General features: G+C 60.5%; 18 protein-coding genes. 6 read left to right on the top strand and 12 right to left on the bottom strand.

The annotated features are described in order from the left end of the window. The first annotated feature begins 38 nt into the window (after nucleotides 1-38). Genes HMPREF2792_RS11410 through HMPREF2792_RS11400 form a run of 3 tightly spaced genes read left to right on the top strand, consistent with a single transcriptional unit; the run spans nucleotide 39 to nucleotide 2,809 of the window. Nucleotides 39-1,187: a sensor histidine kinase gene (locus HMPREF2792_RS11410; RefSeq protein ID WP_070533714.1), complete on the top strand. Its 1,149-nt coding sequence runs from the start codon at nucleotides 39-41 to the stop codon at nucleotides 1,185-1,187. Further along, nucleotides 1,180-1,797 (top strand): response regulator, encoded by a 618-nt coding sequence (locus tag HMPREF2792_RS11405; protein ID WP_070533713.1) that lies wholly within the window; start codon nucleotides 1,180-1,182, stop codon nucleotides 1,795-1,797. The genes HMPREF2792_RS11410 and HMPREF2792_RS11405 overlap by 8 nt, the downstream gene beginning before the upstream one ends. Nucleotides 1,798-1,801: 4 nt before the next feature. Continuing rightward, nucleotides 1,802-2,809, top strand: a complete 1,008-nt coding sequence (locus tag HMPREF2792_RS11400; protein ID WP_070533711.1) for an NAD(P)-binding domain-containing protein — start codon at nucleotides 1,802-1,804, stop codon at nucleotides 2,807-2,809. A gap of 7 nt (nucleotides 2,810-2,816) precedes the next feature. Here HMPREF2792_RS11400 and HMPREF2792_RS11395 read toward each other — a convergent pair whose 3' ends face one another. Continuing rightward, nucleotides 2,817-3,392 carry a VanZ family protein gene (locus HMPREF2792_RS11395; protein ID WP_070533709.1) on the bottom strand — a complete coding sequence of 192 codons (576 nt, stop codon included), beginning with the start codon at nucleotides 3,390-3,392 and terminating at the stop codon, nucleotides 2,817-2,819. 87 nt (nucleotides 3,393-3,479) lie between these two features. Here HMPREF2792_RS11395 and HMPREF2792_RS11390 point away from each other — a divergent pair, with 87 nt between their 5' ends. Then, nucleotides 3,480-4,445 (top strand): acrylyl-CoA reductase family protein, encoded by a 966-nt coding sequence (locus tag HMPREF2792_RS11390; RefSeq protein WP_070533707.1) that lies wholly within the window; start codon nucleotides 3,480-3,482, stop codon nucleotides 4,443-4,445. Here HMPREF2792_RS11390 and metS read toward each other — a convergent pair. The 9 genes from metS to HMPREF2792_RS13075 form a co-directional block, all read right to left on the bottom strand. Further along, complete coding sequence (metS, locus tag HMPREF2792_RS11385) at nucleotides 4,442-4,615, bottom strand: methionine/alanine import NSS transporter subunit MetS (protein WP_070533705.1); 174 nt, start codon at nucleotides 4,613-4,615, stop codon at nucleotides 4,442-4,444. The two genes, HMPREF2792_RS11390 and metS, sit on opposite strands and share 4 nt — an antisense overlap. Nucleotides 4,616-4,640: 25 nt before the next feature. Next, complete coding sequence (locus tag HMPREF2792_RS11380; RefSeq protein ID WP_070533704.1) at nucleotides 4,641-6,302, bottom strand: sodium-dependent transporter; 1,662 nt, start codon at nucleotides 6,300-6,302, stop codon at nucleotides 4,641-4,643. A 172-nt stretch (nucleotides 6,303-6,474) separates the two neighbouring features. After that, nucleotides 6,475-7,188: a response regulator gene (locus tag HMPREF2792_RS11375; RefSeq protein WP_070533703.1), complete on the bottom strand. Its 714-nt coding sequence runs from the start codon at nucleotides 7,186-7,188 to the stop codon at nucleotides 6,475-6,477. Next, nucleotides 7,185-9,782 (bottom strand): ATP-binding protein, encoded by a 2,598-nt coding sequence (locus HMPREF2792_RS11370; RefSeq protein WP_070533701.1) that lies wholly within the window; start codon nucleotides 9,780-9,782, stop codon nucleotides 7,185-7,187. Before HMPREF2792_RS11370 ends, HMPREF2792_RS11375 begins: the two co-directional genes overlap by 4 nt. Nucleotides 9,783-9,805: 23 nt before the next feature. Beyond that, nucleotides 9,806-10,357 (bottom strand): potassium-transporting ATPase subunit C, encoded by a 552-nt coding sequence (locus HMPREF2792_RS11365; RefSeq protein WP_070533699.1) that lies wholly within the window; start codon nucleotides 10,355-10,357, stop codon nucleotides 9,806-9,808. A 30-nt stretch (nucleotides 10,358-10,387) separates the two neighbouring features. Further along, complete coding sequence (gene kdpB, locus HMPREF2792_RS11360) at nucleotides 10,388-12,457, bottom strand: potassium-transporting ATPase subunit KdpB (RefSeq protein WP_070533697.1); 2,070 nt, start codon at nucleotides 12,455-12,457, stop codon at nucleotides 10,388-10,390. Beyond that, nucleotides 12,454-14,166: a potassium-transporting ATPase subunit KdpA gene (gene kdpA / locus HMPREF2792_RS11355; RefSeq protein ID WP_369822001.1), complete on the bottom strand. Its 1,713-nt coding sequence runs from the start codon at nucleotides 14,164-14,166 to the stop codon at nucleotides 12,454-12,456. The genes kdpB and kdpA overlap by 4 nt, the downstream gene beginning before the upstream one ends. Further along, nucleotides 14,166-14,261, bottom strand: a complete 96-nt coding sequence (gene kdpF / locus HMPREF2792_RS11350; RefSeq protein WP_039672809.1) for a K(+)-transporting ATPase subunit F — start codon at nucleotides 14,259-14,261, stop codon at nucleotides 14,166-14,168. Before kdpF ends, kdpA begins: the two co-directional genes overlap by 1 nt. A 3-nt stretch (nucleotides 14,262-14,264) precedes the next feature. After that, the gene (locus HMPREF2792_RS13075; RefSeq protein WP_158011604.1) at nucleotides 14,265-14,417 is read right to left on the bottom strand and encodes a hypothetical protein; all 153 of its coding nucleotides are present in this window, start codon (nucleotides 14,415-14,417) and stop codon (nucleotides 14,265-14,267) included. Between the two features lie 228 nt (nucleotides 14,418-14,645). Here HMPREF2792_RS13075 and HMPREF2792_RS11345 point away from each other — a divergent pair, with 228 nt between their 5' ends. Next, complete coding sequence (locus HMPREF2792_RS11345; RefSeq protein ID WP_070533693.1) at nucleotides 14,646-16,331, top strand: FAD-binding dehydrogenase; 1,686 nt, start codon at nucleotides 14,646-14,648, stop codon at nucleotides 16,329-16,331. 27 nt (nucleotides 16,332-16,358) lie between these two features. After that, complete coding sequence (locus HMPREF2792_RS11340) at nucleotides 16,359-17,642, top strand: hypothetical protein (protein WP_070533691.1); 1,284 nt, start codon at nucleotides 16,359-16,361, stop codon at nucleotides 17,640-17,642. 42 nt (nucleotides 17,643-17,684) lie between these two features. Here the strand turns inward: HMPREF2792_RS11340 and leuS are convergent, their stop codons facing one another. Beyond that, nucleotides 17,685-20,528 carry a leucine--tRNA ligase gene (gene leuS / locus HMPREF2792_RS11335; RefSeq protein ID WP_070533689.1) on the bottom strand — a complete coding sequence of 948 codons (2,844 nt, stop codon included), beginning with the start codon at nucleotides 20,526-20,528 and terminating at the stop codon, nucleotides 17,685-17,687. Nucleotides 20,529-20,610: 82 nt separating this feature from the next. Next, nucleotides 20,611-24,249, bottom strand: coding sequence for a type I restriction endonuclease subunit R (locus HMPREF2792_RS11330; protein WP_083306437.1), 3,639 nt, complete (start codon nucleotides 24,247-24,249; stop codon nucleotides 20,611-20,613). Nucleotides 24,250-24,586 lie beyond the last annotated feature (337 nt).

Genomic DNA, 24,586 nt, shown 5'->3' with positions numbered 1-24,586 from the left:
CGGCCTCAACCGCTGAGGCGATAGGCTGGATCGGCGTGATGATGCGAAACAGCCTGTGGACCGTTGGCCTCCACGTCATGTTCGGATTCCTGCTGGTCTTCGGCGTACTCCGCGCCTGGGCCGATAACCGGCTCGATGCCCGAGTCCTCGGGCTCTCGATTGCCCTCGCCGTGGTCTACGCCGGCTTCGTGCTCTACGCTGCCCGCAAGCCCGCCAAGCCCGTACCCACCACGCTGTGGCTCGCTGCGCTCTGCCTGCTGTGGATCGGCCTCATGGTGCATGCCCAAGACTTCATGTGGATGGAATTCCCCCTGGTCTTCGTCTTTGTCCATGCTCTTCCCTTCTGGCCTGGCATCCTCGCCAGCGTTGTGCTGTGGGCCATCGCCGCCTTTATCCCCGCCTGGCTACATCCCCAGGCATGGACAGCGGCTGCCGCCATCGGTCCCTTCATCGGCACCTGTTTCGCCGTGGCCGTCTATCACGCGGCCCGCAAGATTCAGGCGGAGGCGGTGCACCACGCGGCCGTCGCCAAGCAACTGCGTGAAACACAGGAGGAACTCGCCGCCACCGAGCACCAAGCCGGCCGTCTGGAGGAGCGCGAGCGGCTCTCCCGGGAGATTCATGACACCGTGGCCCAGGGCCTATCCTCCATCGTGCTGCTCAGCCGCGCTGCCAAAAACAGCACGGACCCAGAGGAGACCACCGCGCAGCTCGAACTCATTGAGAAGGTGGCCAAGGACAACCTCGCCGAAGCTCGTCGCTTCGTCAAAGAACTCGCCGCCCCAACCTCCTCCATCGATGAAGGTCTACGTGCACTGGTAGATGAGCTCCAGGCCCAGGCACACGGTCTGGGTCTGCGCACGCAGTTGAGCCTCAAACTCACCGGCCGCGGCGAGGTGCCTACCGAGCTCCACCACGTCATTCTGCGTTCCGCGCGCGAGGGCCTGACCAACGTGATGAAGCATGCCGACGCCAACCGTGCAGTAGTTACGCTGGGCGCTTTCACAGATGAAATCACCTTGGACGTGGTCGACGATGGCCGCGGCATCGACGGCCCACAAGGCTTCGGCCTGACCGGCTTGGAGCAGCGTGTTCGCAGCGTCGGTGGCTCCGTCCAGGTAGAATCCTCACCGGCCGGCACCGCGCTCGCGGTGCGACTCCCAACAGGAAGCAGCCGCAATGGTTAACGTGATGCTCATCGATGATCACCCCGTGGTCCGCGCCGGGCTGCGCGCCATTCTCAACACGTTCCACGACATTGATGTGGTTCTGGAAGGCTCTGACGGTTCGGCAGTAGAGAAGCTGCTGCTTGACGACGTCCCCCCGATCGACGTAGTCGTCTGCGACATCCAGATGCCGGATGTCGATGGTATCGCCGCCACCCGGCGCGTGCGTGAGCTCAACGGCCCACCGGTGTTGATCCTCACCACCTATGACACCCAGGCGGATATCCTCGCCGCGGTCGAAGCTGGCGCAATGGGCTACCTCCTCAAGGACGCTCCTGAGGAAGCCCTGCATAACGCGGTCCTCGACACCGCTGCGGGAAAGCGCACGTTAGCCCCCGAGGTCACCAACCTCCTGGCGGAGCGCCTAGCCCAGCCGGAGACGGCACTCTCTGCCCGTGAATTGGAGATCCTTCAGGCCTTGTCCACGGGACAGTCCAATAAGCAGATTGCGCAGGAGCTGTTCATCTCTGAGGCCACGGTCAAGACCCACCTGATCCACGTCTACCAGAAGCTCGGAGTGGAGACCCGTACCGCTGCGGTGTCCGCTGCCCGCGAGCGCAAACTCATTTAAGCCAATGCATACCTATGACTGCATCGTCGTCGGTGGTGGCCAATCCGGCCTCGCCACCGGCTACTACTTGCGCAAAAAGAAGCTCGACTTTCTCATCCTCGACGCCAACCCCTCCCCCGGCGGTGCCTGGCAGCACGTGTGGGACTCGCTGACGCTGTTTAGCGATGCTGAGTCCTCCACTCTTCCCGGCTGGCCCATGCCGCACTACCCCGGGTTTCCGCCGGCAACCCATGTGGTCGACTACCTCACGCGCTACGAGGAGCGCTATGACCTGCCCGTTCGGCATGGGGTAAATGTCACCGATGTACTGTACGACGCTCCGTTCTTCCGCCTCACCACGAACCGCGGGGAGTTCCTAGCCCGCACCGTTGTGGCGGCCACGGGTACGTGGTCCGCGCCCTTTATCCCCTTCTACCCCGGCGCGTTTGCGGGCCGCCAATGGCACACGGCGAATTACCCCGGCCCCGCGCCGTTTCTCCCCGACGCACAGCACGATGCGGGGCGTGTCGCCGTCGTGGGCGCAGGCAACTCAGGTGCCCAAATCGCCGCCGAGCTTGCCCTGGAAGGCGTGGACACCACGTGGTTTACCACGCATCCGCCGCGGTGGATGCCGGATGACGTGGACGACCGCGTGCTCTTTAGCCGCAACCGGCAGCGCATGCTCGCCTTGGCAAAGGGGGAGCCCGATCCCGGATCGGAGTCGGAACTGGGTGACATCGTCATGGTCCCGCCGGTGCTCAAGGCCCGGGATAGCGGGCTGTTAGGCGCTGCCCCGATGTTCGATTCCCTCGATGAACTCACCGAGCAGGGCTTTAGTGATCTCATCTGGGCTACCGGTTTTAGGCCCGCCCTGCGCCCTTTTACCGGGCTGCTCCGTAACGGAAAGCCCACGGTGGAAGGTTTCTTTCCCGTGGGCTACGGCTCGTGGACTGGTCCTGGTTCGGCCACGATTACCGGTGTTTCTCCTTATGCGCGACAGGTAGCGACCACCATCGCCGAACGCATAAGTTAGCAAACGCCTAGTTCAGCAGCATGGCTCCGATAAGCGCCACTGATGCCAGTGCTAGGAGAAAGCCAAGGCGTTGCAGGATCTTCATTCGTGCCTCACGGCTCAGCCGCGCCATAAGAAGTGCCCCCAGAACACTGCCCACGGTGTTGTAAAGGACATCATCAATATCGCTAAAGCCTAGGCAGAAGACGTACTGGGCAGTTTCAATCCCCAGGCTCACCATGAGACCTGCCAGTAGTGCTCCACCGAGACCCCAGCGAATCCGGCGCAGAGAGCGCCCCACCACGTACACGGCCGCACCGAAGGGCATAAAAAGAAGGATGTTGCCAAAGAGATCGCTCCACGCTCCATACCACACCGAGGCCGTCTCAAAACCGCCAAAGAGGTGCAGGTTCACCTTGCGTACCGCATGCGCAGAGCCATCCACGACTCCCGGGATCTCCATGAAGGGCTTGCCCAGCGTGGCTAGCCCCACGGTGACAAGGGCGAGGAGGGTGACTAGGAGGGCGTCGCGAAGCACATGCCGGTACGGATCCGGCACGGGCGCAAGCCGGTTTCGAGTGTGGCGTAGCTCTGTGGTGCTCATGGTGGCCACTGTAAGAGGAAAAGCTGACAAGTTCCTAGTGCATTTGCTGCCAAGAGGCTGCTTCACAGTGTCGGTAGGATAGTGCGCATGAGCACACTCATTGTCACCCGCACCGAGTCCGGCGTTTCCCAGACTTTCCAGGACGAGCAGGTTCTGGCAGAAGGGGACACGCTGGTCAATGTTCAGTTTTCCTCCCTTAACTACAAAGACGCCATGGCTTTGGAGGGCGATAAGGGCGTCATGCGCATCGACCCACTCGTGCCCGGCATTGACGTCGTCGGCACCGTGGAAGAAACCACGGATGAGCGTTTGAAACCGGGCCAGCTCGTCGCAGCCTTCGGCGACGGCCTGGGCGAGTTCCGTCACGGCGGCTACACCACCCAGCAGCGCGTCAACGGTGAGGCCACCATTCCCGTTCCGGAGCGCTTCAGCGCCCACGATGCTGCTGCCATCGGCACCGCCGGCTACACCGCGGCTATCTGCGTGAACCAGCTGCGCACGCACGGCACGACGGAAGGTCACATCCTCGTCACCGGCGCGACAGGCGGCGTGGGCTCCATCGCCGTGCAGTTGCTCAAGTCTGCCGGCTACGAGGTCACCGCTGTGACTGGCCGCGTGGACTCCCAATCGGAGTACCTCACTCGGCTGGGTGCGGATCACATTTTGGACCGCGCTGCGCTCTCGGAAACTGGGCGTCCGCTGCAAAAGGCGCTTTACGACGGCGCCATCGACACCGCTGGCTCCACTGTTTTGGCTAACGTTCTGGCGCAGGTGCGCTGGGGTGGTGTTGTCGCAGCCACCGGCATGGCGGCCGGCCCAGACTTGCCGGCTTCGGTGCTGCCGTTCATCCTGCGTGGCATCGTGCTGGCGGGTGGCAACTCCGTCGATGCTCCGCGCGCGGTGCGTGAGGCTGCTTGGCAGCTTCTCGACGATCACCTGGACCTCGACCTGCTGCACTCCATTACGGAAACCGTGCCGCTCGACGCCGTCACCGCGGCCGCCAAGGAACTGCGTGCCGGCACCCGCCACGGACGCACAGTGGTGGAAATTTAACTGCGCTGATGAACGCGATGTGACAGGGCTTCGTCATCCGTACCGGGGGCGGAGCCCAGCTCGCCCGTAGTGTCATCGTCAGTGCGGGCTAGCCAGATGGAGGACACCACTAGTCCACCCCAGATGACGACGACGAAGAGGATAAAGAGCAGGATTGCGCTGGTAGTCATGGTCATTCTCCTTTCCTACTAGTTGTTATTTCTGGCCTGAAACGGGCACGGCATTGTGTCCGGGCGCGGCTGCGCTCTCGGTGCTCACTTCTGACACAGTGCCAGCAGCCAGCGGGTTTGGAGTACCTGCGGGGCGCCCGCCGACTGGGACGCCGTAATCCGAGGTCTCTATCCCGTCGAGGTACTTGTTGCCGCGGAAAGCTACGAGCGGCATAAGCAGACTTCCCAACAGGATGAGGCCGAGGGCTGCCCAACCAAAGAGCCCAATCTGGATAGAGGCATAGCCCTCATAACCTTCACGCGCGATGGTGAGAATCTCGTTGACAAGGAAGTACACCAGAAGCAGCGGCGTAGCCACGAAGGTGAGAATCTGCCAGAAGCCACCAACCTTGAACTGGGACACGGCGTTGAGGTGCTGCTGGATTTCACGGCGACGGCCGGTAATCCAGCCCACCACAATCAGCGCGCAGATAGAGCCAAAGACGATACCCAGGTTATTGGTGAACTTATCCATGATGTCCAGCGTGACCAGCCCGGAAGACGTGGAGAAGAGGAAGCAGGACAGAACCGCCATGACGCTGCCGACGAAAATCGCGGATACCCGGCGGGACACATCGAACTTATCGGCCACTGCGGAAACCACGACCTCCATGATGGAAATCAACGAGGTCACACCGGCCAAGAACAGTGAGCCAAAGAAGAGGACACCGAAGAATCCGCCCCACGGCATAAGGTTGATGATGGTCGGGAAGGCGATGAACGCCAAGCCGATACCGGAGGAGGCCACCTCATCCACGGCCACGCCCTGCTGCGCCGCCATGTAGCCCAAGGTGGCAAAGACACCAATTCCAGCGAGGACCTCGAAGGAGGAGTTCGCAAAGGCGGTAACCAGGCCGGTGTTCGTAAGGTTGGTACGCGGCTTGAGGTAAGACGCGTAGGTGATCATGATGCCGAAGCCGATGGACAGCGAGAAGAAAATCTGGCCGTAGGCCGCAATCCACACTGAGGGGTTGCTCAGTACGGACCAGTCCGGAGTAAAGAAGGCATTCAGGCCAACCGTGGCGCCTTCCAAGAAGAATGCGCGCACCACGAGGATGATGAACATAACCGCCAGAACCGGCAAGAAGATCGACGTCAGTTTGCCAATTCCCTCGTTAATGCTCGTGGCCAACGTCGCAATGCAGATGATCCACACGAGGATCATGACGATGAGGATGGAGGGAACCACGTCGCCGGAATAAGTGGTCTCTGGGTCTGCTTGGAGGAAATCACTCATGAAGTAGGTGGCAGGATCGTCACCCCACGCCTGCTTTACCGACTTCACGGTGTACAACGCCGCCCAGGCAATGATGGCGGCGTAGTAGATCGCAATGAAGAAGTTCACGCCGACCTTGAACCAGCCAACGCCTTCCCAGCTTTTACCAATGCGGCGGAAGGCCAGCGGTGCTGAACCACGGAAGCGGTGACCAATGGCCAGGTCAAACCAGAGAATCGGAATACCCGCGGTCAGCAGCGCCACCATGTACGGGATGAGGAAGGCGCCACCACCGTTGTCATAAGCAACGTAGGGGAAGCGCCAAATATTACCCAGGCCCACAGCGGAGCCAATAGCAGCCATAAGGAAGACGAAGCGGGTGTTAAACGTATCGCGCGTTGACGTAGTTTTTGTCGTGGTTGTTGAGGACATGAGAGCACCTTCTTGTAGAGCACATCCCGTCCGCATGAGCCTGAAAGTGGAACCTTCAGCATCCACATGCGGACGAGTATTAGCGAGGAGTTTATACTACCTGCCGACCAATAGGTACCCTTTTTTGAGAATTGTGTCTCATTTTTCGCCACCTTTAAGTTAGGTCGCTCTCCTATCCCGTCTCTGGGATGACGAAACGATAACCCAACCCAGATTCTGTGAGCAGGTACCGTGGGTGGGCGGGGTCATCCTCCAACTTGCGCCTCAACTGGGAGGTGTAAATGCGGAGGTAGTGACCCTGCCCCTCAAAGCCGGGACCCCAGATCTCAGAGAGCAGGTCCTCCTTGCGCACCAAGCCACCGTGGGCGCGAAGTAGCGTGGTGAGCACGCCCCACTCGGTGGGTGTCAGATGCAGCGGCTCGCCACCTTTGGTGATGGAATGGTGCGGAACGTCAATCACGATATCCCCGGCGCGAACCACAGCGATCTCAGTGCGCCTCACCGGACTCTGTGGGCTACCATGCCGCAACGCCACTCGCACACGGGCTAGAAGCTCCTCCATAGAGAAGGGCTTGGTCACGTAGTCGTCCGCGCCACGGTCGAGAGCTGCGGCGCTAAACAGTGGATCGGAGCGCGCCGTCAGGATGATGACCGGTACCGCAGACCACCCGCGGATTCCTTCCAACACGACGGTGCCATCCATATCCGGCAGCCCCATGTCCAAAATCACAACGTCTGGCTGCTGCTGCGACACCACCTGTAGTCCCTCTGCGCCTGTACGCGCCTGGTGAACCTCGTAGCCACGAGCCTTGAAGTTAATACTCAACGTATTAAGTAGGCGGGGGTCATCGTCCACAATGGCGATGCTGGTCTTTTTCGTCGTCATTTTTGTTCTCCTCCCGCGACGGGAAACCGCAAAATAAAGGTTGCGCCCGGGGTGGCAGCCACCTCGATGCTACCGCTCATGGCCTCTACAAAGCCTTGGACAACAGAAAGGCCAAGGCCTACACCGTTGTCGTTGCTGGTATCACCCAAACGCTGAAACGCTTGGAACAGTTCCTTCTGCTTCTCCGGTGGGATGCCCGGGCCCTCATCGACAACGATCAGTTCTACCTGTTCGGTGGTGGTCTGGGCGCTCAAGGTAACGTCGCCGGTTGGTGCATAGCGCAAGGAGTTATCGAAGAGATTGGCCAAGACGCGCTCCATGAGCGCCGTATCCGCGCAGCACGTAACTCCACGCACGCTAGGGTCAAGGTGAATGCGCCCAATTTGCTCTCGGGAATGCCCGAAGGCACAGGAAGCAATGGCGCGATTAGCCACTTCGGCTACGTCGACGATGTCTCGGCGGGCGGTTATGGCGCCGGCTGTGAGCCGGGAGTAATCCAGCAAATTGGTTACCAATCCGGTAAGTTCCTCGATGCTCGCCGCAGTTTCTGCCAAAAGCATGTCCTGGTCTTCGGGAGTGAATTCAATGTCAGCGTTGCGCAACGAGGACACCGCCAACTTGGCCGTGGCCAGCGGGGTACGCAGGTCGTGGCTCACACTAGACAGCAGCGCTCGGCGCAACTCGTCAGCAGCGGCTATCGCATCTGCGCGCGCGGCCTCAGCAGAGAGCTTTTCGCGGCGAACAATGCCTGCGAGATAGCCCGCTACCACGGTGACCAGACCTCGGTCACGAGCAGACAATGTCGGGCCCTCGAGACGCAGCTGAACCGTGCCATCTGCGCTCGCAACAACGGTGTCCACTTCCTGTTCATGGCGCACTTTTTCGGGAATATGAAGGTGTTTCGAAGTGCGTTCGGGGGTAGCTGCGCGCCAGGTGGCAAGAACGTCACCGTTTTCATCCAGCAGCTCTGCTCTACGACAATTAAAAGCCTCCCCCACCTTGCGCATCACGGCATCCTTCGGAGAAGAATCCGCGCGGCGATTCAAGGCGGCGCGGGAAAACACCGTGAGTAGCTCAGCATCACGCGCAGCAATAGCCGAGTTCGCACGCTCAATCTTGGCGCGGCGCACGAGCATGCCGACGGCCAGCGCAATAGCCACCATGACTACGGCGATCACGGCGTTAGCGGGATCAGCAATATCGAAGGTATGGATCGGCTCGGTGAAGAACCAGTTGACCGCTAGGCCGGAAGCCACCGCCACCACTACGGCCGGCCACAGGCCTCCCAGCAAACTGACAAGCAGGATGAGCGCAAAGTAGAACGCGGAACAAGTACCTGTTCCCAAATCCTGGCCGTCAGCTTGCACCAACAGCGCAGTGAGCCCCACGAAAGCCAACGCTGAGCTAAGCCACGCGATGGCGCGCTGCGGGAAAGGGCGGAAAGGATGCAGCATCCGTGTGAGCGGAAGTGGTTTTTCCGGGGGAAGGTTGACTATGTGACAGTCAATTGAGCCGGATTCACGCAGCACCGTTTCCGCTACCGTACCGTGCCAGTGCACGCCGAAACGACGCCGCGGCGAGACCCCCACTACGAGCTGGGTGGCGTTGACACTCCGGGCAAAATTAAGCAGGGCTTCTGGGACGCTGTCCCCGGTAACCTGGTGCAGTCGTGCGCCCACATCCTGGGCTAAGGACTGCAGCCGGGCGAGCTGTTGCGCTGATCCCCCCACCGAGGAGGAACGAGAGGTGAAGGAATCACCGAAAACAACGTGGACCACGTGCAATTCCGCCGAGGATTTTGTCGCGATGCGCCGTCCGCGGCGGATAAGAGTCTCAGCATGGGCAACGTTTTGGATGGCCACAACCACCCGCTCACGCGCTTCCCACGTTTCGGTGATTTTCTGATCCGAGCGATAAGTGATGAGTGCCTCATCAACCTGATCCGCTAGCCACAGCAGTGCCAACTCGCGCAGCGCGGTGAGATTTCCCACGCGGAAGTAGTTGTTGAGTGCAGGCTCAATGCGCGCCTCGCGGTACACGTGGCCGTCGCTCAGACGGGTGCGCAACAGCTGTGGGGAAACGTCAACAAGCTCGATCTCATCGGCAGCACGTACTACCTCGTCCGGCACCGTTTCCTGCGGCGCGATGCCCGTGATCTGCTTGATAACGTCATTGAGACTCTCCAGATGCTGGATATTGAGAGTCGACATGACATCAATTCCGGCGTCCAGGATCTGCTCAATGTCTTCCCACCGCTTCTCGTGAACCTCGCCGCGCGGATTAGAGTGCGCGAACTCATCGACGAGAACGATCTCCGGGTGCCGCTGGATAACCGCCGCGGTGTCCATTTCACCCGCGGAAATGCCCTCGACAGTGCGCCTCGGAACAATCTCCAGCCCCTCGCACAGGGCCTTGGTGTACGCGCGCCCGTGGTCTTCCACTACCCCAACGACAACGTCGCGGCCTTGGTCGACCAGCGTGTGCGCTTCGCTGAGCATGGCGCAGGTTTTGCCCGCGCCGGGAGCGGCGCCCAACAGAATCTTCAGGGTGCCGCGTTTGACCCGCGTCGGGGGTGTCGTCGGTTCGGTCAACATTGCTTCATCTTATGAGCTGATCTTTATGAGCAAGGGGTTGGCGTGGGCAATGCAATGTTGAGTGTGGTCACATTTACCGTGTCCTCGCCCAAGAAACCCAGGCTGGCATGCTCAGTATTGTCTGCAATCAGCTTCTTCACGTCTTCGATAGGCATACCCTGTTCCCGGGCCACACGCGGAGCCTGCAGCTCCGCGTACTCAGGACTGATGCCGGAATCCACGCCGGAACCGGAGCCGGTAACGGCATCGGCAGGCACGTGCTCCACTGATACGCCTTCGCGCTGAGCAATCTCCTCTCGGCGTTCCCGGATGGCCTTCTCTAGCTCCGTACTTGATGTGCCGTAGTTACTCATACCTTCCGCGCGGGCGAAGAAGTAGGGGCCATCTTCCAAGCCATCCTGAATCTGAGTGGAACCGACCAGGCATTCACCCTGGTAGATAAGGTTTCCATCGGCAGATTTCGGGGTGATGCGAGATATTCCCCACACCGCGGCCGGATAGATCATGCCCAGCGCGACGACGCATAAGAGCACGGCGACGAATCCGGCGATGAGATTACGCAGATAAACACGCATTATTGCTTCCTTTTTCTTTGCAGGTTTTCTTTATAGGCCTGGAAGGAGGGAGACGACATGGTCGATAACCCAGATGCCGATGAAGGGGGTAATAACACCGCCGAGACCCCAGATGCCGAGGTTTCGACGCAACAGTGAGGACGCAGAGGCCGGCTTGTAGGACACACCCTTGAGCGCCAAGGGGATGAGCGCGACGATGATGAGCGCGTTGAAGACAACTGCGGAAACAATGGCGGACTCAGGGGAATGCAGGTGCATGACGTTGAGGCGCTCCAAGTGCGGCAACTGCGTGGAGAAGAGCGCCGGCAGGATGGCAAAGTACTTCGCCAGGTCATTGGCCAAGGAGAAGGTAGTCAACGCGCCGCGGGTGATAAGCAGCTGCTTGCCAATTCGAACGACATCGATGAGCTTTGTCGGGTCAGAATCCAAGTCCACCATGTTGGCAGCTTCCTTCGCCGCGGAGGTACCAGTGTTCATGGCCACGCCCACGTCCGCCTGGGCCAGCGCTGGGGCGTCGTTAGTACCGTCACCGGTCATGGCCACCATGCGGCCTTGTGCTTGCTCCTCACGGATGCGGGCGAGCTTGTCCTCCGGAGTAGCTTCGGCGATGTAATCATCGACGCCGGCTTCCTTGGCAATGGCAGCTGCGGTCAGCGGGTTGTCACCGGTCACCATGATGGTCTTGATACCCATCTGACGCAGTTCAGCGAAGCGCTCGGCCATGCCAGGTTTGACGACGTCACTCAGTTGCACCACCGCAATAACCGTGCGGCTGCCATCGGATTCTTCCACAGCGACGGGCAGCGGGGTGCCACCGTCTTGTGCAATTCGGGTTACGGAATCCTCGATCTCTTGCGGCCAGGTGCCACCTGCTTCAGTAACCCACTTGCGTACGGCATCGCCAGCGCCCTTGCGCAGCTTGCGGTGAGCCAGGTCAAGGCCGGACATCCTCGTCGACGCGCTGAATGGAACGACCTCCGCACTCCGCGCTTCTGCATCTCCTTCGCTGGACAGAGAGTAGTTTTCAGTCAGCCAGGCCACAATGGAACGGCCTTCTGGGGTTTCATCCGCTAGGGAGGAAATGCGAGCAATCGCTGCAGCCTCGCGCTCATCAACGCCCGAAGCCACAATCAGGCCGGTGGCCTGGCGGTTTCCGTAAGTGATGGTGCCCGTCTTGTCCATGAGGAGCGTGGCGACGTCACCAGCCGCCTCCACCGCACGGCCGGAGGTGGCCAGAACGTTGTGACGAACGAGGCGGTTCATACCGGCGATACCAACTGCCGAAAGTAGGGCGGCAATGGTGGTAGGGATTAGGCAGACCAACAGAGCGATAAGGGATAGTGGCGAAAGCTCCGCGCCGGTGAATAGACCCATCGGGGCAAGCGCAGTGACGGCGACGAGGAAGAGGATGGTCAGCGTGGAGAGCAGGATGCTCAGCGCAATCTCGTTCGGAGTCTTGCGGCGTTCCGCGCCCTCCACCAAGGCGATCATGGTGTCAACGAAGGTGGAGCCCGGTTCGGAGGTGATTTTGACCTTGATGGAATCAGAGAGCACCACGGTGCCGCCGGTCACGGCACAGCGGTCACCGCCAGCTTCGCGGACCACAGGAGCCGACTCACCAGTAATAGCCGATTCATCCACGGTGGCAGCACCTTCGATGACGTCACCGTCACCCGGGATGGTCTCCCCTGCTTCTACACGCACGATGGCACCCTTGGTCAGCTCGGACGCGGGGACCACTTCAATGCCAGAGTCAGTAATGAGATTGGCAGTTGCATCATCGCGCACAGAGCGCAGACTGTCTGCTTGGGCCTTGCCACGGCCTTCGGCATATGCCTCGGCAAAGGCGGCAAAGGCAATGGTGAACCACAACCATACCGTCACGACCCATCCGTAAAAGCTGGGGTTGAGGATGGACCACACAGTGGTCAGTGCCGCGCCTACCCACACCACGAACATCACGGGGTTGCGTGCTTGGGCGAGCGGGGACATTTTGCTCGGCAGCGTTTTCAGCGCCGCAGCCGCGAGGCCACTGCTCTTCTCCGGAGCGTTGCGGTGAGGAGTCTTATCCGGCTCAGCGGTGATGGTTTGGGTTGTCATGATAGTGCCTCCGAAATGGGACCCAGGGTGAGGACAGGGAAGAAAGTGAGCGCTGCAACCAGCAGGATTACTCCGATAGTCAACAGCGAGAAGGTAATGCCGGAGGTGGGTAAGCTGCCTGCGGTGGTGGCCTGGCGCTTCTGTCCTGCCAGGCTTCCGGCTAGGTAAAGGGCGAAGACGATGGGCAGGAAGCGGCCCAACAGCATGGCCAAGCCCAAAGTGATCTGCCACCAGGGCTCAGTCACCGTCAGTCCGGCAAAAGCAGAACCGTTGTTATTCGCCGCCGAGGTAAAGGCGTAGAGAACTTCCGACAGGCTGTGGGCATTATCAGCCGTGCCCGGCGCACCGAAGTTGGTCGCTGAAGCTTCCACGAGTTTGCGCTGCGCCACGGAAGCGCCGACGCCCACGAGGACCAGAACCGGCATGGTGAGGATGTACAAGCTAACCGCTGAAATTTCCTTGCGGCCAATCTTGTTGCCCATAAATTCCGGTGTGCGGCCCACTAGGAGGCCACCGATGAACACCGCGAGGATGGCCACAACCAACAGGCCATAGAGGCCAGTACCCACACCACCCGGCGCGATTTCACCCAGCAGCATGTTGAGGATGAGCAGACCACCGCCCAGTGGCGAATAGCTATCGTGCATCGAATCCACCGCACCCGTCGAGGTACCCGTGGTAGACACGGCGAACAGTGCTGAGGCATCAATGCCTAGCCGCTGTTCGATACCTTCCATGTTGGTGCCTGCCAACTGAGACGCGCCGCCGACAAGGGTGTGCTGTGCCCAAGTCACCAGAACAACCATCACGGTCCACAAACCACCAGCCACGCTGAGCAGCGTCCACGCGTGCTTCTGCGACTTGAGCATCACACCATACGTGCGAATCATGCAGAAAGAGATGACAAGCAGGGAGAAGATCTCCACCAAGTTGGTAAAGCCGGTCGGGTTCTCAAACGGGTGCGCAGAGTTGGCACCGAAGATGCCACCGCCGTTGGTACCCAGGAGCTTAATGGCTTCCTGGCTGGCCACGGGAGCACGGGAAATATCTACACCGGACTCCGTAACCAGGTTCGAGCCAAAGGTTTGCATGGTTCCGCCGAGGACGAGCACGGTGGAGATGAATAGCGACAGGGGAAGCAGGATGCGGACGAGGCCGCGGGTGAGGTCCACCCAGAAGTTGCCGATGAGGTGCTGACCATTCTCGGTTGCCAACGTATCGCGGCTGTACCCCAAGTGACCGATGCCGCGGATCAAGGCGACAGCAACACACATGCCCACTGCGGCTGAGGCGAAGTTTTGCACGGTCAGGCCCAGCATCTGCGAAGCGTTCGTCAGAGTGTCTTCACCGGAATAGGACTGCCAGTTGGTGTTGGAGGTAAAGGAAGCCGCGGTGTTGAAGGCCATCCACGGCTCCACGGCTTCCTCGCGGGGGTTTCCAAAACTTGGCAACACCGCTTGGAGCCGCTGCACTGCGTAAAGGACGAGGACTGAAGCCAGGCTGAAGCCCAGCAGAGCGCGAGCGTAGTTCTTAGCGTTATGGCCCCGGTTAGGGTCAATACGCAAAATTCTGTACACAAGGCGCTCCACGGCCCAGTCTTTTTCAGAGGTATATGTGCGGGCCATCCAATTGCCCAGCGGCACGTAGGCCGCTGCTAGAAGTGCAAGGAGGGCAAGATACTGCGGCGCCACCGCCGCAATGCTAGCGATCATGCGAAACGCTCCGGGTCAATAAGGGAAATGATGAGATAAGCCACGAGCGCGACAACAATGATGAGCCCGATGACTGCTGTGATGGTGTTCATGTTCTACGCGTCTCCGTCCATAAACTCGTTGATGGAGGAAGGACCGCTGAACGCAAGGACCACGATCACTATGACCAGAATGTCCAACATGTGGGAGAGACCCCCTTGTGCGCGTGCAATGTTCTGCACTAGTCCGTGCTCAGTGAAGGTTGTCACCGAGCATCAGTGCCTCCTAATCGGCATCTGACATCTAGTGACGTTAGGAGCACACCCCGCTGTACTTACCTTTTCTTTGCGGCATCTTTACACCTTCAGCCTCGAATCTTTACGTCCTCTTTACGCCCCCATTTACCCCCAACTAACAAATGCCGAAACTCCATTGTTTCTGTACATCTTCCTGAATACTCCCCCTAACTGTTCTTTCATCGCGTAAAGTTTCTTTCCATGAACGAAACCTCCGTCATCATCGTGGGCACCGGCCTCGCCGGCATGGTCGCCGGCTACGAGGCCCTCAAAGGTGGCAAGCACGTCATCTTCCTTGAACAAGAAAACCGCAATAACCTCGGCGGGCAGGCTTTTTGGTCACTCGGCGGGCTGTTCTATGTCAATTCTCCCGAACAATCCATGATGCGGGTCAAGGACTCCGAAGAGTTGGCGTGGCGGGACTGGACCAACTCAGCCGATTATGACCCAGTGACCGAGGAGGACCGTCACGACTATTGGGGTGAGAAATGGGGCCGCGAATACGTGCGCTTCGCCGCCAATGAAAAGCGCGGCTACCTCAAGTCATTGGGCCTCAACGTCCTCCCCACCATCGGCTGGGCCGAGCGCGGTTCCGGGGATGCCTCCGGCCACGGCAACTCCGTGCCGCGCTTCCACCTCACCTGGGGCACGGGCCCAGAGGTCGTGCGCGTTTTCCGCGAACCACTCCTTAAGGCAGAAGAGAAGGGCCAAGTCGAATTCCACTTCCGCCACCGGGTGGACGAGCTCGTCGTCGACAACGACGACACTGGTAGCCCCCGCGTCGTCGGCGTGCGCGGCAGCGTCCTCTCCCCCACCAGCCAGGCGCGTGGTGAGGCGAGCCCGAGGGACGTCGTCAAGCACTTTGAGCTCCGCGGCTCCGCCGTGGTCATCGCCACCGGCGGCATCGGCGGCAACCTGGAGAAGGTGCGCAAGATGTGGCCCACTGAGCGTTGGGGCGAATGCCCGAAGGAACTGGTCACGGGTGTTCCCGCGCATGTCGACGGCCGCGGCATCGACATCGCCCAACAGGCCGGTGCCTCCGTGGTCAACACCGACCGCATGTGGGCCTACACCGAGGGCATGACCAACTGGAACTCCATCTGGCCCGGCCACGGCATCCGCATCATCCCTGGGCCCTCGGCGCTGTGGCTCGACGCCGAAGGCAACCGCCTGCCCACCAACCTCTTCCCCGGCACCGACAACCTGGCCGCGCTCGCCTACATTGGCCAGACCGGGCACGGTTACTCCTGGTTCGTGCTCAACAAGGCCATCGTGGACAAGGAGTTCATCTTCTCCGGCTCGGAGCAGAACCCGGATCTGACAGATAAGGAATTCAAGAAGCTCGCCGGCAAGCTGGGCCCCGGCACTCACGTGGCCGTCAAGGCCTTCATGGACAACGGTATCGACTGGGTCGTGGAAGACAACCTGGAGGATCTCGTCGCCGGAATGAACGAAATCTCTCCGGAGGGCTCCCCCACCATTGATGTGGCCCAACTTCGAAAAGTCCTGGAAGACCGCGATTCTCAGCTGAACAACCCTTTCAGCAAGGATGCCCAAGTCAACTACCTGCGCGTCGCCCGCGGCTTCTTAGGCGACAAACTCATCCGCGTGGCTCCCCCGCACCGCATCCTCGATGAATCCAAGGGCCCACTCATCGCAGTGCGCCTGAAGTTCCTGACCCGCAAGACGCTCGGTGGCCTGGAGACCAACCTCGATGGCCAGTGCCTCAATCCCGATGGCACGGTACTCCCCGGCCTTTACGCCTGCGGTGAGGCCTCCGGTTTCGGCGGTGGCGGCATGCACGGCAAGAATGCGCTGGAGGGCACCTTCCTCGGCGGATGCATCCACTCTGGCAAGCGTGTGGGCGAAGCGTTGGCGCGCGGCTAGCACGGTTTTCTAATACTGTCGGTCACTATGAACCTCGCTAGGAACGTCCGCATCGACGTGGAGAATCCCTTCTTCACCACGTCCCGCTTCGTCGCCGCCCCCGCGGAACTCACCGTGGGCGAGATGATGATCATCGTCCACGCCGCACTGGGCCTCGAGCCCTCGCATCCGGGAATCCTCGTGGGTGAGGAAGGCACGCCAATCGACGTCCTCAGCATCATTGACCAAGACTTTTTCGAGACTTTCCGGGAGGTAGCGCACTACCACCCCTCGGACGGCGCCTGGAATATCAGCATCAGCGTGGCCGATAGCTCGCGCGTCGTCATGGGCCTTCCCGCGCTTATCGCGGGTGAGGGCCCCGATCTGATGAGTGAGCTGGGCAGCGCCGAGGCGATGTTCAAGGTGGTCCTCGACGTCCAGGCCACCATGGCCTACATGGCCGTGCCCACGGAGAGCATGGAGCGCATCTTCGCGCTCTTCCCCAACTACACACTGGACCAAATCCACCAGCGCCTCACCACGTTCTTCCCGCCAGCAGTGGCACAGCGCCTGGCCACCATGGGCACGGAGGCCGCCAACCTCGAGGGCGGCACCAAGCCCGCGCTGCCTGGGGATCTCCCGCTCGATCCCTTCCGCTCCACACCCTTCGAGGACATCCCCGTGCCGTCCCCGGAGCTGCTGAAACAATGGCGCGCGGACATCCACGAGGCCTACCCGGAGCTGCGTCCCGACTATGAGCTGCCGGCGCTTGACGACGCCACCGCCCTCCACGTAGGCCAGCGCATACGCGAATACCTCGAGGTCATCGAGGAATTTCCACGCCTGACCGGGGCCGGCTACCTCAAGCAGGCGGCCGTCGCGCGCCTCAAGGAGGGACTGAATAGCCCCAATGATTTTGATGAGGTCAAGCGCGAGGACTACCACCAGCCGTTGCTGAACCTGCGGGGTTTCTTGACGGACTTGGATTGGATCAAGACCACGACGACGGATATCAAGCTCACCAAGTATGGCCGCAAGGCCATGAGCGATCCGCTCTGGGCAACGCAGGTCGTCCTGAACAACATTCCTTATGCCTACGCCGAACCGGAGGGCATTCCTCAACTGTCCTTCGAACTAGTCCATTTATTCCGCGGCGAGTGGGAGTTCAACCCGGAATACGACTACACGCACGCCATCACCCGCGACCTGCTCTTCACGCTGGGCGTCCTTGAGGATGATTCCACGTTTCCCATGATCACCGATGGGTGCGAGGGCTTCCTCGGCGCGATCATCACCAAGGTGCGCGAAGAGCTGAACCAAGAGCTGGATTAGCTCTGGCCCAGCCCCAGCCCCGAGATCGGGGCCGCGTTGGTTTTACTTCACCACCAGGTTGACCATACGGCCCGGGACGTAGATCTCCTTGACCACGTTCTTACCGGCGGTCAGCTCGGCGATGCGCTCATCGCTCTTTGCCACGCCCACGACGGTGGCTTGGTCGGCATCGGCGGGCACCATGACGCGGGCCTTGACCTTGCCGTTGATCTGAACCGGAACCTCAATCTCATCGTCGACGAGGTACTTCTCATCGAACTCCGGGAAAGACTCGTAAGTAATGGTCTCCTCGTGACCGAAGCGCTTCCACAGCTCCTCCGCAATGTGCGGGGCAACAGGGGATACCAGCTGGGCCAAGGGCTCCACAGCGGCGCGCGGAGCGCCCTTCGGGTAGGCCTTGGTCAGGTAGTTCACGTACTCGATGAGCTTGGCCACCACGGTGTTCAGGCGAAGGTTCTCGTAGTCATCACGCACACCGGCGATGGTGCGGTTGAGGTGCTTCAGGTCATCCTCGGAGAGCTCTGCGTCCGTCGTGCACAGCTCGCCAGAGTTCTCGTCGACGGCTAGGCGCCACAGGCGCTGCAAAAAGCGCTGCGCACCGACGACGTCCTTGGTTGCCCACGGGCGGGAGGTATCCAGCGGGCCCATCGACATCTCGTAGACACGCAGGGTATCGGCACCATAGTCGCGGCAAATCTCATCCGGGGCCACGGAGTTCTTCAGGGACTTGCCCATCTTGCCGTACTCCTGGTTGACCTTTTCATCCCCGTAGTAGAACGCGCCATCGCGTTCTACTACCTCAGCGGCAGGCACGTAAACACCGCGGGAATCGGTGTAGGCATAAGCCTGGATGTAGCCCTGGTTGTACAGGCGACGGTAAGGCTCCTTCGAGGTCACGTAGCCCAGATCGAAGAGAACCTTATGCCAGAAGCGGGCGTAGAGCAGGTGCAGCACGGCGTGCTCCACACCGCCGACGTAGAGGTCAACGCCACCCGGATCGTTCGGGCCGTGCTCCTCTGGACGAGGGCCCGTCCAATAACGCTCGTTCTCGAGGTCGCAGAAGATCTCATCATTCGTCGGATCGATGTAGCGCAGCTGGTACCAGGAAGAACCTGCCCACTGCGGCATGACGTTGGTGTCGCGGTAGTAGGTCTTCGGGCCATCGCCTAGGTCGAGCTCCACCTCAACCCACTCGCGGGCCTTGGCCAGCGGCGGCTGCGGGGAGGAATCGGCATCATCTGGGTCGAATGACACCGGCTTGTAGTCTTCCACCTCAGGCAGCTCGATGGGCAGCATCGACTCCGGCAGCGGGTAGGCCTGGCCGGCCTCGTCGTAGACGATGGGGAAGGGCTCGCCCCAGTAGCGCTGGCGGGCAAACAGCCAGTCACGCAGCTTGTACTGGATCTTCTCGCGGCCTACTCCTTGTTCCTCCAGCCACGGGATGACGGCGGCGATGGCCTCATCCTTGGACATGCCGTTGATGTCCAGGGAATCGTTAGCGGAGTTTACGGCCTTGCCGGACTCGGTATACGCCTCCTTGGTGATGTCGCCGCCAGCGACGACCTCCGTAATGGGCAGGCCAAAGACGGTGGCGAACTCGTAGTCACGGGTATCGTGCGCCGGGACCGCCATGATGGCGCCGGTGCCGTAGCCGGTCAGGACGTAGTCCGCGATGAAGATCGGGACCTTCTTGCCGTTGACCGGGTTAGTGGCATAAGTGCCCAGGAAGACACCGGTCTTTTCCTTGTTCTCCTGGCGCTCCAGGTCGGACTTCGCGGCGATGGAAGCGCGGTAGGCCTCCACGGCCTCCTTCGGATCATCGTGGCCAAAGGTCCAGCGCTCGTCGACGTCATCCTCGTAGGGGATGGGGGAGAGGAGGGCGTCGACAAGCTCGTGCTCCGGGGCCAGCACCACATACTCCGCGCCGAAGAGGGTATCCGGGCGGGTGGTGAAGACGTCGATGTTGTAGCCCTCAGCGTGGAAGGTGACCTCCGCGCCGCGGGAGCGGCCAATCCAGTTGCGCTGCATGGACTTGACCTTCTCCGGCCAATCCAGAAGCTCCAGGTCATCGAGCAGGCGATCGGAGTAGGCGGTAATGCGCATCATCCACTGGCGCAGGTTCTTGCGGAAGACCGGGAAGTTACCGCGCTCGGACTTGCCCTCCGCGGTGACCTCCTCATTAGCCAGCACCGTGCCCAGGCCCGGGCACCAGTTCACGGTGGAGTTGGATAGGTACACTAGACGGAATTCGTCGAGCGCGTGGCGCTGCTCTTCCTTGCTGAGATCCGCGTAGTAGCGGCCGTCCTTGGTGGTGCGCTTGCCCACCTCAAGCTCCTTGATGAGCTCAGAGATCGGGCGCGCCTTCTGCTGCTCCTCATCAAACCAGGAGTTATAAATCTGCAGGAAGATCCACTGCGTCCACTTGAAGAAGGAAGGGTCGGTGGACTCCACGGAGCGGCGCGGATCGTGGCCCAAGCCCAGAATGCCCAGCTGGCGGCGCATATTCTTGATATTCGCCTCCGTCGTGGTGCGCGGGTGCGTACCCGTCTGGATGGCGTACTGCTCCGCCGGCAGGCCGAAGGCGTCATAGCCCAACGTGTGCAGGACGTTCTTGCCCAGCATGCGTTGATAACGCGCATAGGTATCCGTAGCGATATAGCCCAGCGGGTGGCCCACATGCAGGCCTGCGCCCGAAGGGTAGGGGAACATGTCCTGGATGTTCAGCTTCTCCGCGGGAAGCTCCTTGCCCTCCTCCGCGAGCGGACCGACTGGGTTCGGCGCGTTGAACGTGCCGTTGTCCTTCCAGTACTGCTGCCAGGCCTTTTCAATCTGCGCGGCGAGCTCCGGCGTGTAGCGGTGGGTGGTGTTATCGCTCGGGTTAGTCATGCTTTGACAGTGTAGTCACCGCACGGACATCACCCCAGTTAGACCCAGCTAGACCGCGTCCTTTTCCGTAAAGCGGCGGCGCTTAGTTGGCCTGTGCCGTTGCTTCAATCCGTTCAAGGCGCTTGCGCAAATCCACGATGACGTCGGTCTTGTTGTGGAAGATATCGACGACAGAGCCCTCTTCATCAAAGGGCGGCTGGAAAATTTCCTCGTAGGCCACGCCACCGTTGTGAACCAGCACGTCCACCAGTATCTTGACGAAACGAATTTGGGCGGCGCTGAACGAAGTGTTGCTGAGAAGGTCTGCAAATTGTTCCCGGACTGCCGCCTCATCAAGACCTACCAAGCGGCGGATGAAGGCAGGAATACTGTCTCCACCCATGCGTTCCCGCAGCTTGTCAATGCTTTCTTCGAAGCCAGCACTTCCCCCGCCAGCCTGAGCCACCATGGCTTCCAACGCGGCAACATCCTCTGCGTTAAGCGCCCGTGCACTGCGCAACTTGATCATCGCAAGGTCGTTGCCGTGTTCCTGCAGCACATCACGCAGCTGTTGTTCGGCCTGAGAGGGGTAAGAGCCTGTTCCGGGCAGCCGCCCAGGCATCTCATCATCGATCGTGAGTTCACCCATCTCATCTTGGATGTCGAGGGTCACGGCGTTGCGCTTTCCCTTGGGCACGAACTGGATGAGCGAACGCATGCCGATGCGGATGGTCTCGAGGTCCTCGACCGTAACGTTCTTCCACCACTCCGGATCCAGCGCGCGCTCGAGGAAGGACCGCCGCTCGGCCACCATGGGGATTGTGGAGCTCACGGCCATGAGATCATTCGCCATACCCTCCACGCGTTGGCGCAGTGCCGCAAACTCGGGGCTGTGGTCGAGCAACCCCACTTGGAGCTTCAGAATCACCAAATCAAAGCGCTTAGCTGTCTCTGGTTCTTTCATTGTGTTCAGCGGCAGGTGTGCGAGATGGCGGCGCAGCTGCTCAGCCTTTTCCTCATTCACGTCGTCCCAGGCGGAGCGCTCGCGGTAGCGCATCAGGGTTTCTTTGTCGCCGGGCCGGACCATGATGTGGCCTAGCGGCACAGACGCCGTTGAGGCGTGGAGGGAGTCGGCAAGCTCGGCGCGCAGGTCTGGGGCATCGGAGTGCTTGTCCAGCTGCGCGAGCAGTCCCACGCGGGCATCAAAAAGCTTTTCCGACAGCGATCGTGGGCGGCCCGTGGCCGAATCACGGGCTTCACCCTTGTAGAACTCATCCACGTTGCCGCAGAAGTCAAAGATGAGGAAGTGGGTCTTATCCATCCCTGGTCCGAAGAGGTCCGGGCGCAATCGCGTCCCTCGGCCCACCATCTGCCAGAACTTGGTGGGGGAGTAGATGGGTTTGAAGAAGACGAGGTTAACCACCTCGGGTACGTCGACGCCAGTGTCCAGCATGTCCACGGAAATCGCGATGTTGACGTCCCCGTCCGGATTTGCAAACTCGTCTAAGGCCGACTGCGCATACTTTGTGTGCGTGGTGATCACGGAAGCACCAGTGCGCGAATACTCCGGGAACGTCGCGTCAAAGACTTCCTTAATAAGCTCCGCGTGGCGTTGGGTCCGGGCGAAGATGATGGTCTTTCCCAATTGGTCGCCGCCCACGCGAATCCCGTTCTCCACCACGGTTTTCAGCACCTTGCGTATGGTGTCCTTGTTGAACAGGTAGCGGTTGATCTCCGCCGAGGAAATCTGCCCGGGCGGATCTAGGCGCCCACCGTCCTCGTCGGTACCCCAATCGGACGTGTCCCACGCCAGCTGTTCCTCGGGGGAGAGCTCGTCATAGGACATACCACGACGCAGGAAGAGTGAGTCCTGACGAGCCGTCTTGAAGGGAACGAGGTTTCCGTCTGCCACGGCTTCATCGAGGCCGTACTCGAAGGACGGGGTTTTATCTTCCATCTCAAAGAGCGCATATGTGTCATGGTCGATCTCGCTCTTCGGCGTCGCCGTCAGCCCCACCACGTAAGCATCGAAGTACTCCAAGATACGCTTGAAGCGGTTGTAAACGGAGCGGTGGGCCTCATCCACGATGATGAGGTCAAAGTCGAACGGCCCAAACTTGGCCGGCTTGTCTCCGTCATCCCCAATCAGGTTCATCATGGTGTTGTAGGTAGTGACGTACACATCACCTACCTGCTCAGGATTCTTGATGAGGTTCACGGGCGTGGACTCCGCGTACATGCTCACAAAGGCCTTGTGTGCCTGGTTGACCAAGGCAGTGCGGTCCGCCAGGAACAGCACCTTGCCCACCCAGCCGGCCTGACGCAACAGCTTGGCGGTGGCCACGGCCACACGCGTCTTACCAGTTCCCGTCGCCATAACCAGCAATGCTTGGCGACGCCTCCGCCTCTCCAACGTCTCCGTCACCGCACGGATGGCCTCGAGCTGGTACGTGCGGGCGCCGCCGCCAGCAATCTCCGTATCAACCGCCGTCTCACTCAACAGAACGCGCGTGCTGCGCCGCCCGATCATGCGGCGAAATTGCTGCGGGGTGGGGAAACCTTCGACCTCACGCGCTGGGTAACCCACACCGGAACCGGGAAGGTTAGCAGCATCATCGATCAGGTCAATGTGATAGCCGTTGGTACACAACATGACCGGCCGTGTGCCGTATTCGCGCTCGATGCAGTCCGCGTACAGCTTCACCTGTTGGGAGCCCACGCTCATAGACTCCATCGATTTCTTCGCTTCGATAACGGCCAGCGGTGTGCGGTCATCATCCCACAAGACATAATCTGCGAATCCAACACCGGAGGGATTGGGCATACCGTGTAACTCGAGCTCTCGGGTGATTGAATCATCACTAAACCCTGCTGCTTCGAGCATCGGGTCAATGAGCTGTCGGCGGGTCTCGGCCTCGCTGATCGCCAAAGGCGCAGCCGACGGTGCTGCCACCCCAGCGCGCTCTGCCGCGGCTGCTTGCTGCTCAGCCAACTGCTCCTGAAGGGCCTCAATCTTGGCTGCAAGCTCCTCTTCGACCTGCCGTGCAGCTTCGCGCTCCGCTTCGGCTTGCTCCTGGGCATCAGCGATCTCCGCCTTCGCCTTAATCTCCGTGCTCCGCCGCTTGAGCTCGAACTGGGCGGCCTCACGAAGGCGCTTCTCCTCCGCTTCACGCGCGGCTTCCTTGGCCTCATCGAGCAGCAGCCGGTTCTTCTTTAGCTCCTCATCCTGCTGCGCTAGCTTCTTGAGGTACGCGGCGGTCTGCGCTTGGGAGCGCCCAGCAACGTGAATGCCTGAAGAGTCAGCTGTGGCTTGGCCCAGCAGGTTAGTATCAAAAGCCGCCTGCGGACCCGGTGCGGCCTGAGGGTTGGCCGAGTGGTACCGCACCGCCCAGGCCATGAGGTCATAGAGGTGCGCCGCCGCCTTCCGCGCCCTCTGCGGGGAGGTCGGCGCTTGCTTGCCTTCCATGTCGTCGGCGTGTGCGGCGTCGTTGCCGCTCTTGCGCAAGAGAGTCATCTTGCGCAACATGGTCTGGTTATCCACGCAGTCAGTGAAGGCGCGGTCTCGGGTCATCTCCGCCAAGCTGCGGTACTGAGTGTCACCCAAATTTCGGAGCACCCAGATGTGGCTGACCACTCGCTCCAGCACCTTGCGCGCATAGAAACAGGAAATCACGGGGTCCGCATCGACGAACCGCTCTACCTTCAGGCATTCCTCATACGCCGTGGGCCAGACGTAACGCACAAAGCTGAAGTTGCTGCGTGCAGGCCCACCTGGCACACCGTTGCGCCCAGAAGTCGGGGGAGTAGTGGTCACCATAGAGTTCTCCAGGGACAAGTTTTCACATCACCAGGGACGTGGTGTCATATCGAATACAGCTTGATTCCAGTAATTCTAAGTCACCGCCCTATACCTAGCTACCAGAATTACTCCGTTCCCGGGTCAATCTCTTCAGCCTCTCTCTTCCCTGACCTGTCGCCGTCCTCCCTGGTTAATCACTGCATTCGCCCCTTGTCCTTGCCTAAATACGCCACTAAAATCACCGTTGTCCTGCAGTTCTACAGTTGGCTGTTCCAAGGTC

The sequence above is a fragment of the Corynebacterium sp. HMSC068H04 genome (genome assembly GCF_001811255.1).
In the GTDB taxonomy this organism is placed as follows: Bacteria; Actinomycetota; Actinomycetes; order Mycobacteriales; family Mycobacteriaceae; genus Corynebacterium; species Corynebacterium hesseae.
The sequence above is the reverse complement of the archived record's forward strand: the minus strand, read 5'-3'. Positions and strand labels throughout refer to the sequence as shown.

Excerpts from the sequence above, each read along its gene's own strand:
- HMPREF2792_RS11390 (WP_070533707.1), top strand. The coding sequence starts at position 3,480 with ATGAGCACACTCATTGTCACCCGCACCGAGTCCGGCGTTTCCCAGACT.
- kdpB (WP_070533697.1), bottom strand. The coding sequence starts at position 12,457 with ATGACAACCCAAACCATCACCGCTGAGCCGGATAAGACTCCTCACCGC.
- HMPREF2792_RS11375 (WP_070533703.1), bottom strand. The coding sequence starts at position 7,188 with ATGACGACGAAAAAGACCAGCATCGCCATTGTGGACGATGACCCCCGC.
- metS (WP_070533705.1), bottom strand. The coding sequence starts at position 4,615 with ATGACTACCAGCGCAATCCTGCTCTTTATCCTCTTCGTCGTCGTCATC.
- leuS (WP_070533689.1), bottom strand. The coding sequence starts at position 20,528 with ATGACTAACCCGAGCGATAACACCACCCACCGCTACACGCCGGAGCTC.
- HMPREF2792_RS11370 (WP_070533701.1), bottom strand. The coding sequence starts at position 9,782 with ATGTTGACCGAACCGACGACACCCCCGACGCGGGTCAAACGCGGCACC.
- HMPREF2792_RS11345 (WP_070533693.1), top strand. The coding sequence starts at position 14,646 with ATGAACGAAACCTCCGTCATCATCGTGGGCACCGGCCTCGCCGGCATG.
- HMPREF2792_RS11340 (WP_070533691.1), top strand. The coding sequence starts at position 16,359 with ATGAACCTCGCTAGGAACGTCCGCATCGACGTGGAGAATCCCTTCTTC.
- HMPREF2792_RS11400 (WP_070533711.1), top strand. The coding sequence starts at position 1,802 with ATGCATACCTATGACTGCATCGTCGTCGGTGGTGGCCAATCCGGCCTC.
- kdpF (WP_039672809.1), bottom strand. The coding sequence starts at position 14,261 with ATGAACACCATCACAGCAGTCATCGGGCTCATCATTGTTGTCGCGCTC.
- HMPREF2792_RS11380 (WP_070533704.1), bottom strand. The coding sequence starts at position 6,302 with ATGTCCTCAACAACCACGACAAAAACTACGTCAACGCGCGATACGTTT.
- HMPREF2792_RS11395 (WP_070533709.1), bottom strand. The coding sequence starts at position 3,392 with ATGAGCACCACAGAGCTACGCCACACTCGAAACCGGCTTGCGCCCGTG.
- HMPREF2792_RS11365 (WP_070533699.1), bottom strand. The coding sequence starts at position 10,357 with ATGCGTGTTTATCTGCGTAATCTCATCGCCGGATTCGTCGCCGTGCTC.
- HMPREF2792_RS11410 (WP_070533714.1), top strand. The coding sequence starts at position 39 with ATGATGCGAAACAGCCTGTGGACCGTTGGCCTCCACGTCATGTTCGGA.
- HMPREF2792_RS11405 (WP_070533713.1), top strand. The coding sequence starts at position 1,180 with ATGGTTAACGTGATGCTCATCGATGATCACCCCGTGGTCCGCGCCGGG.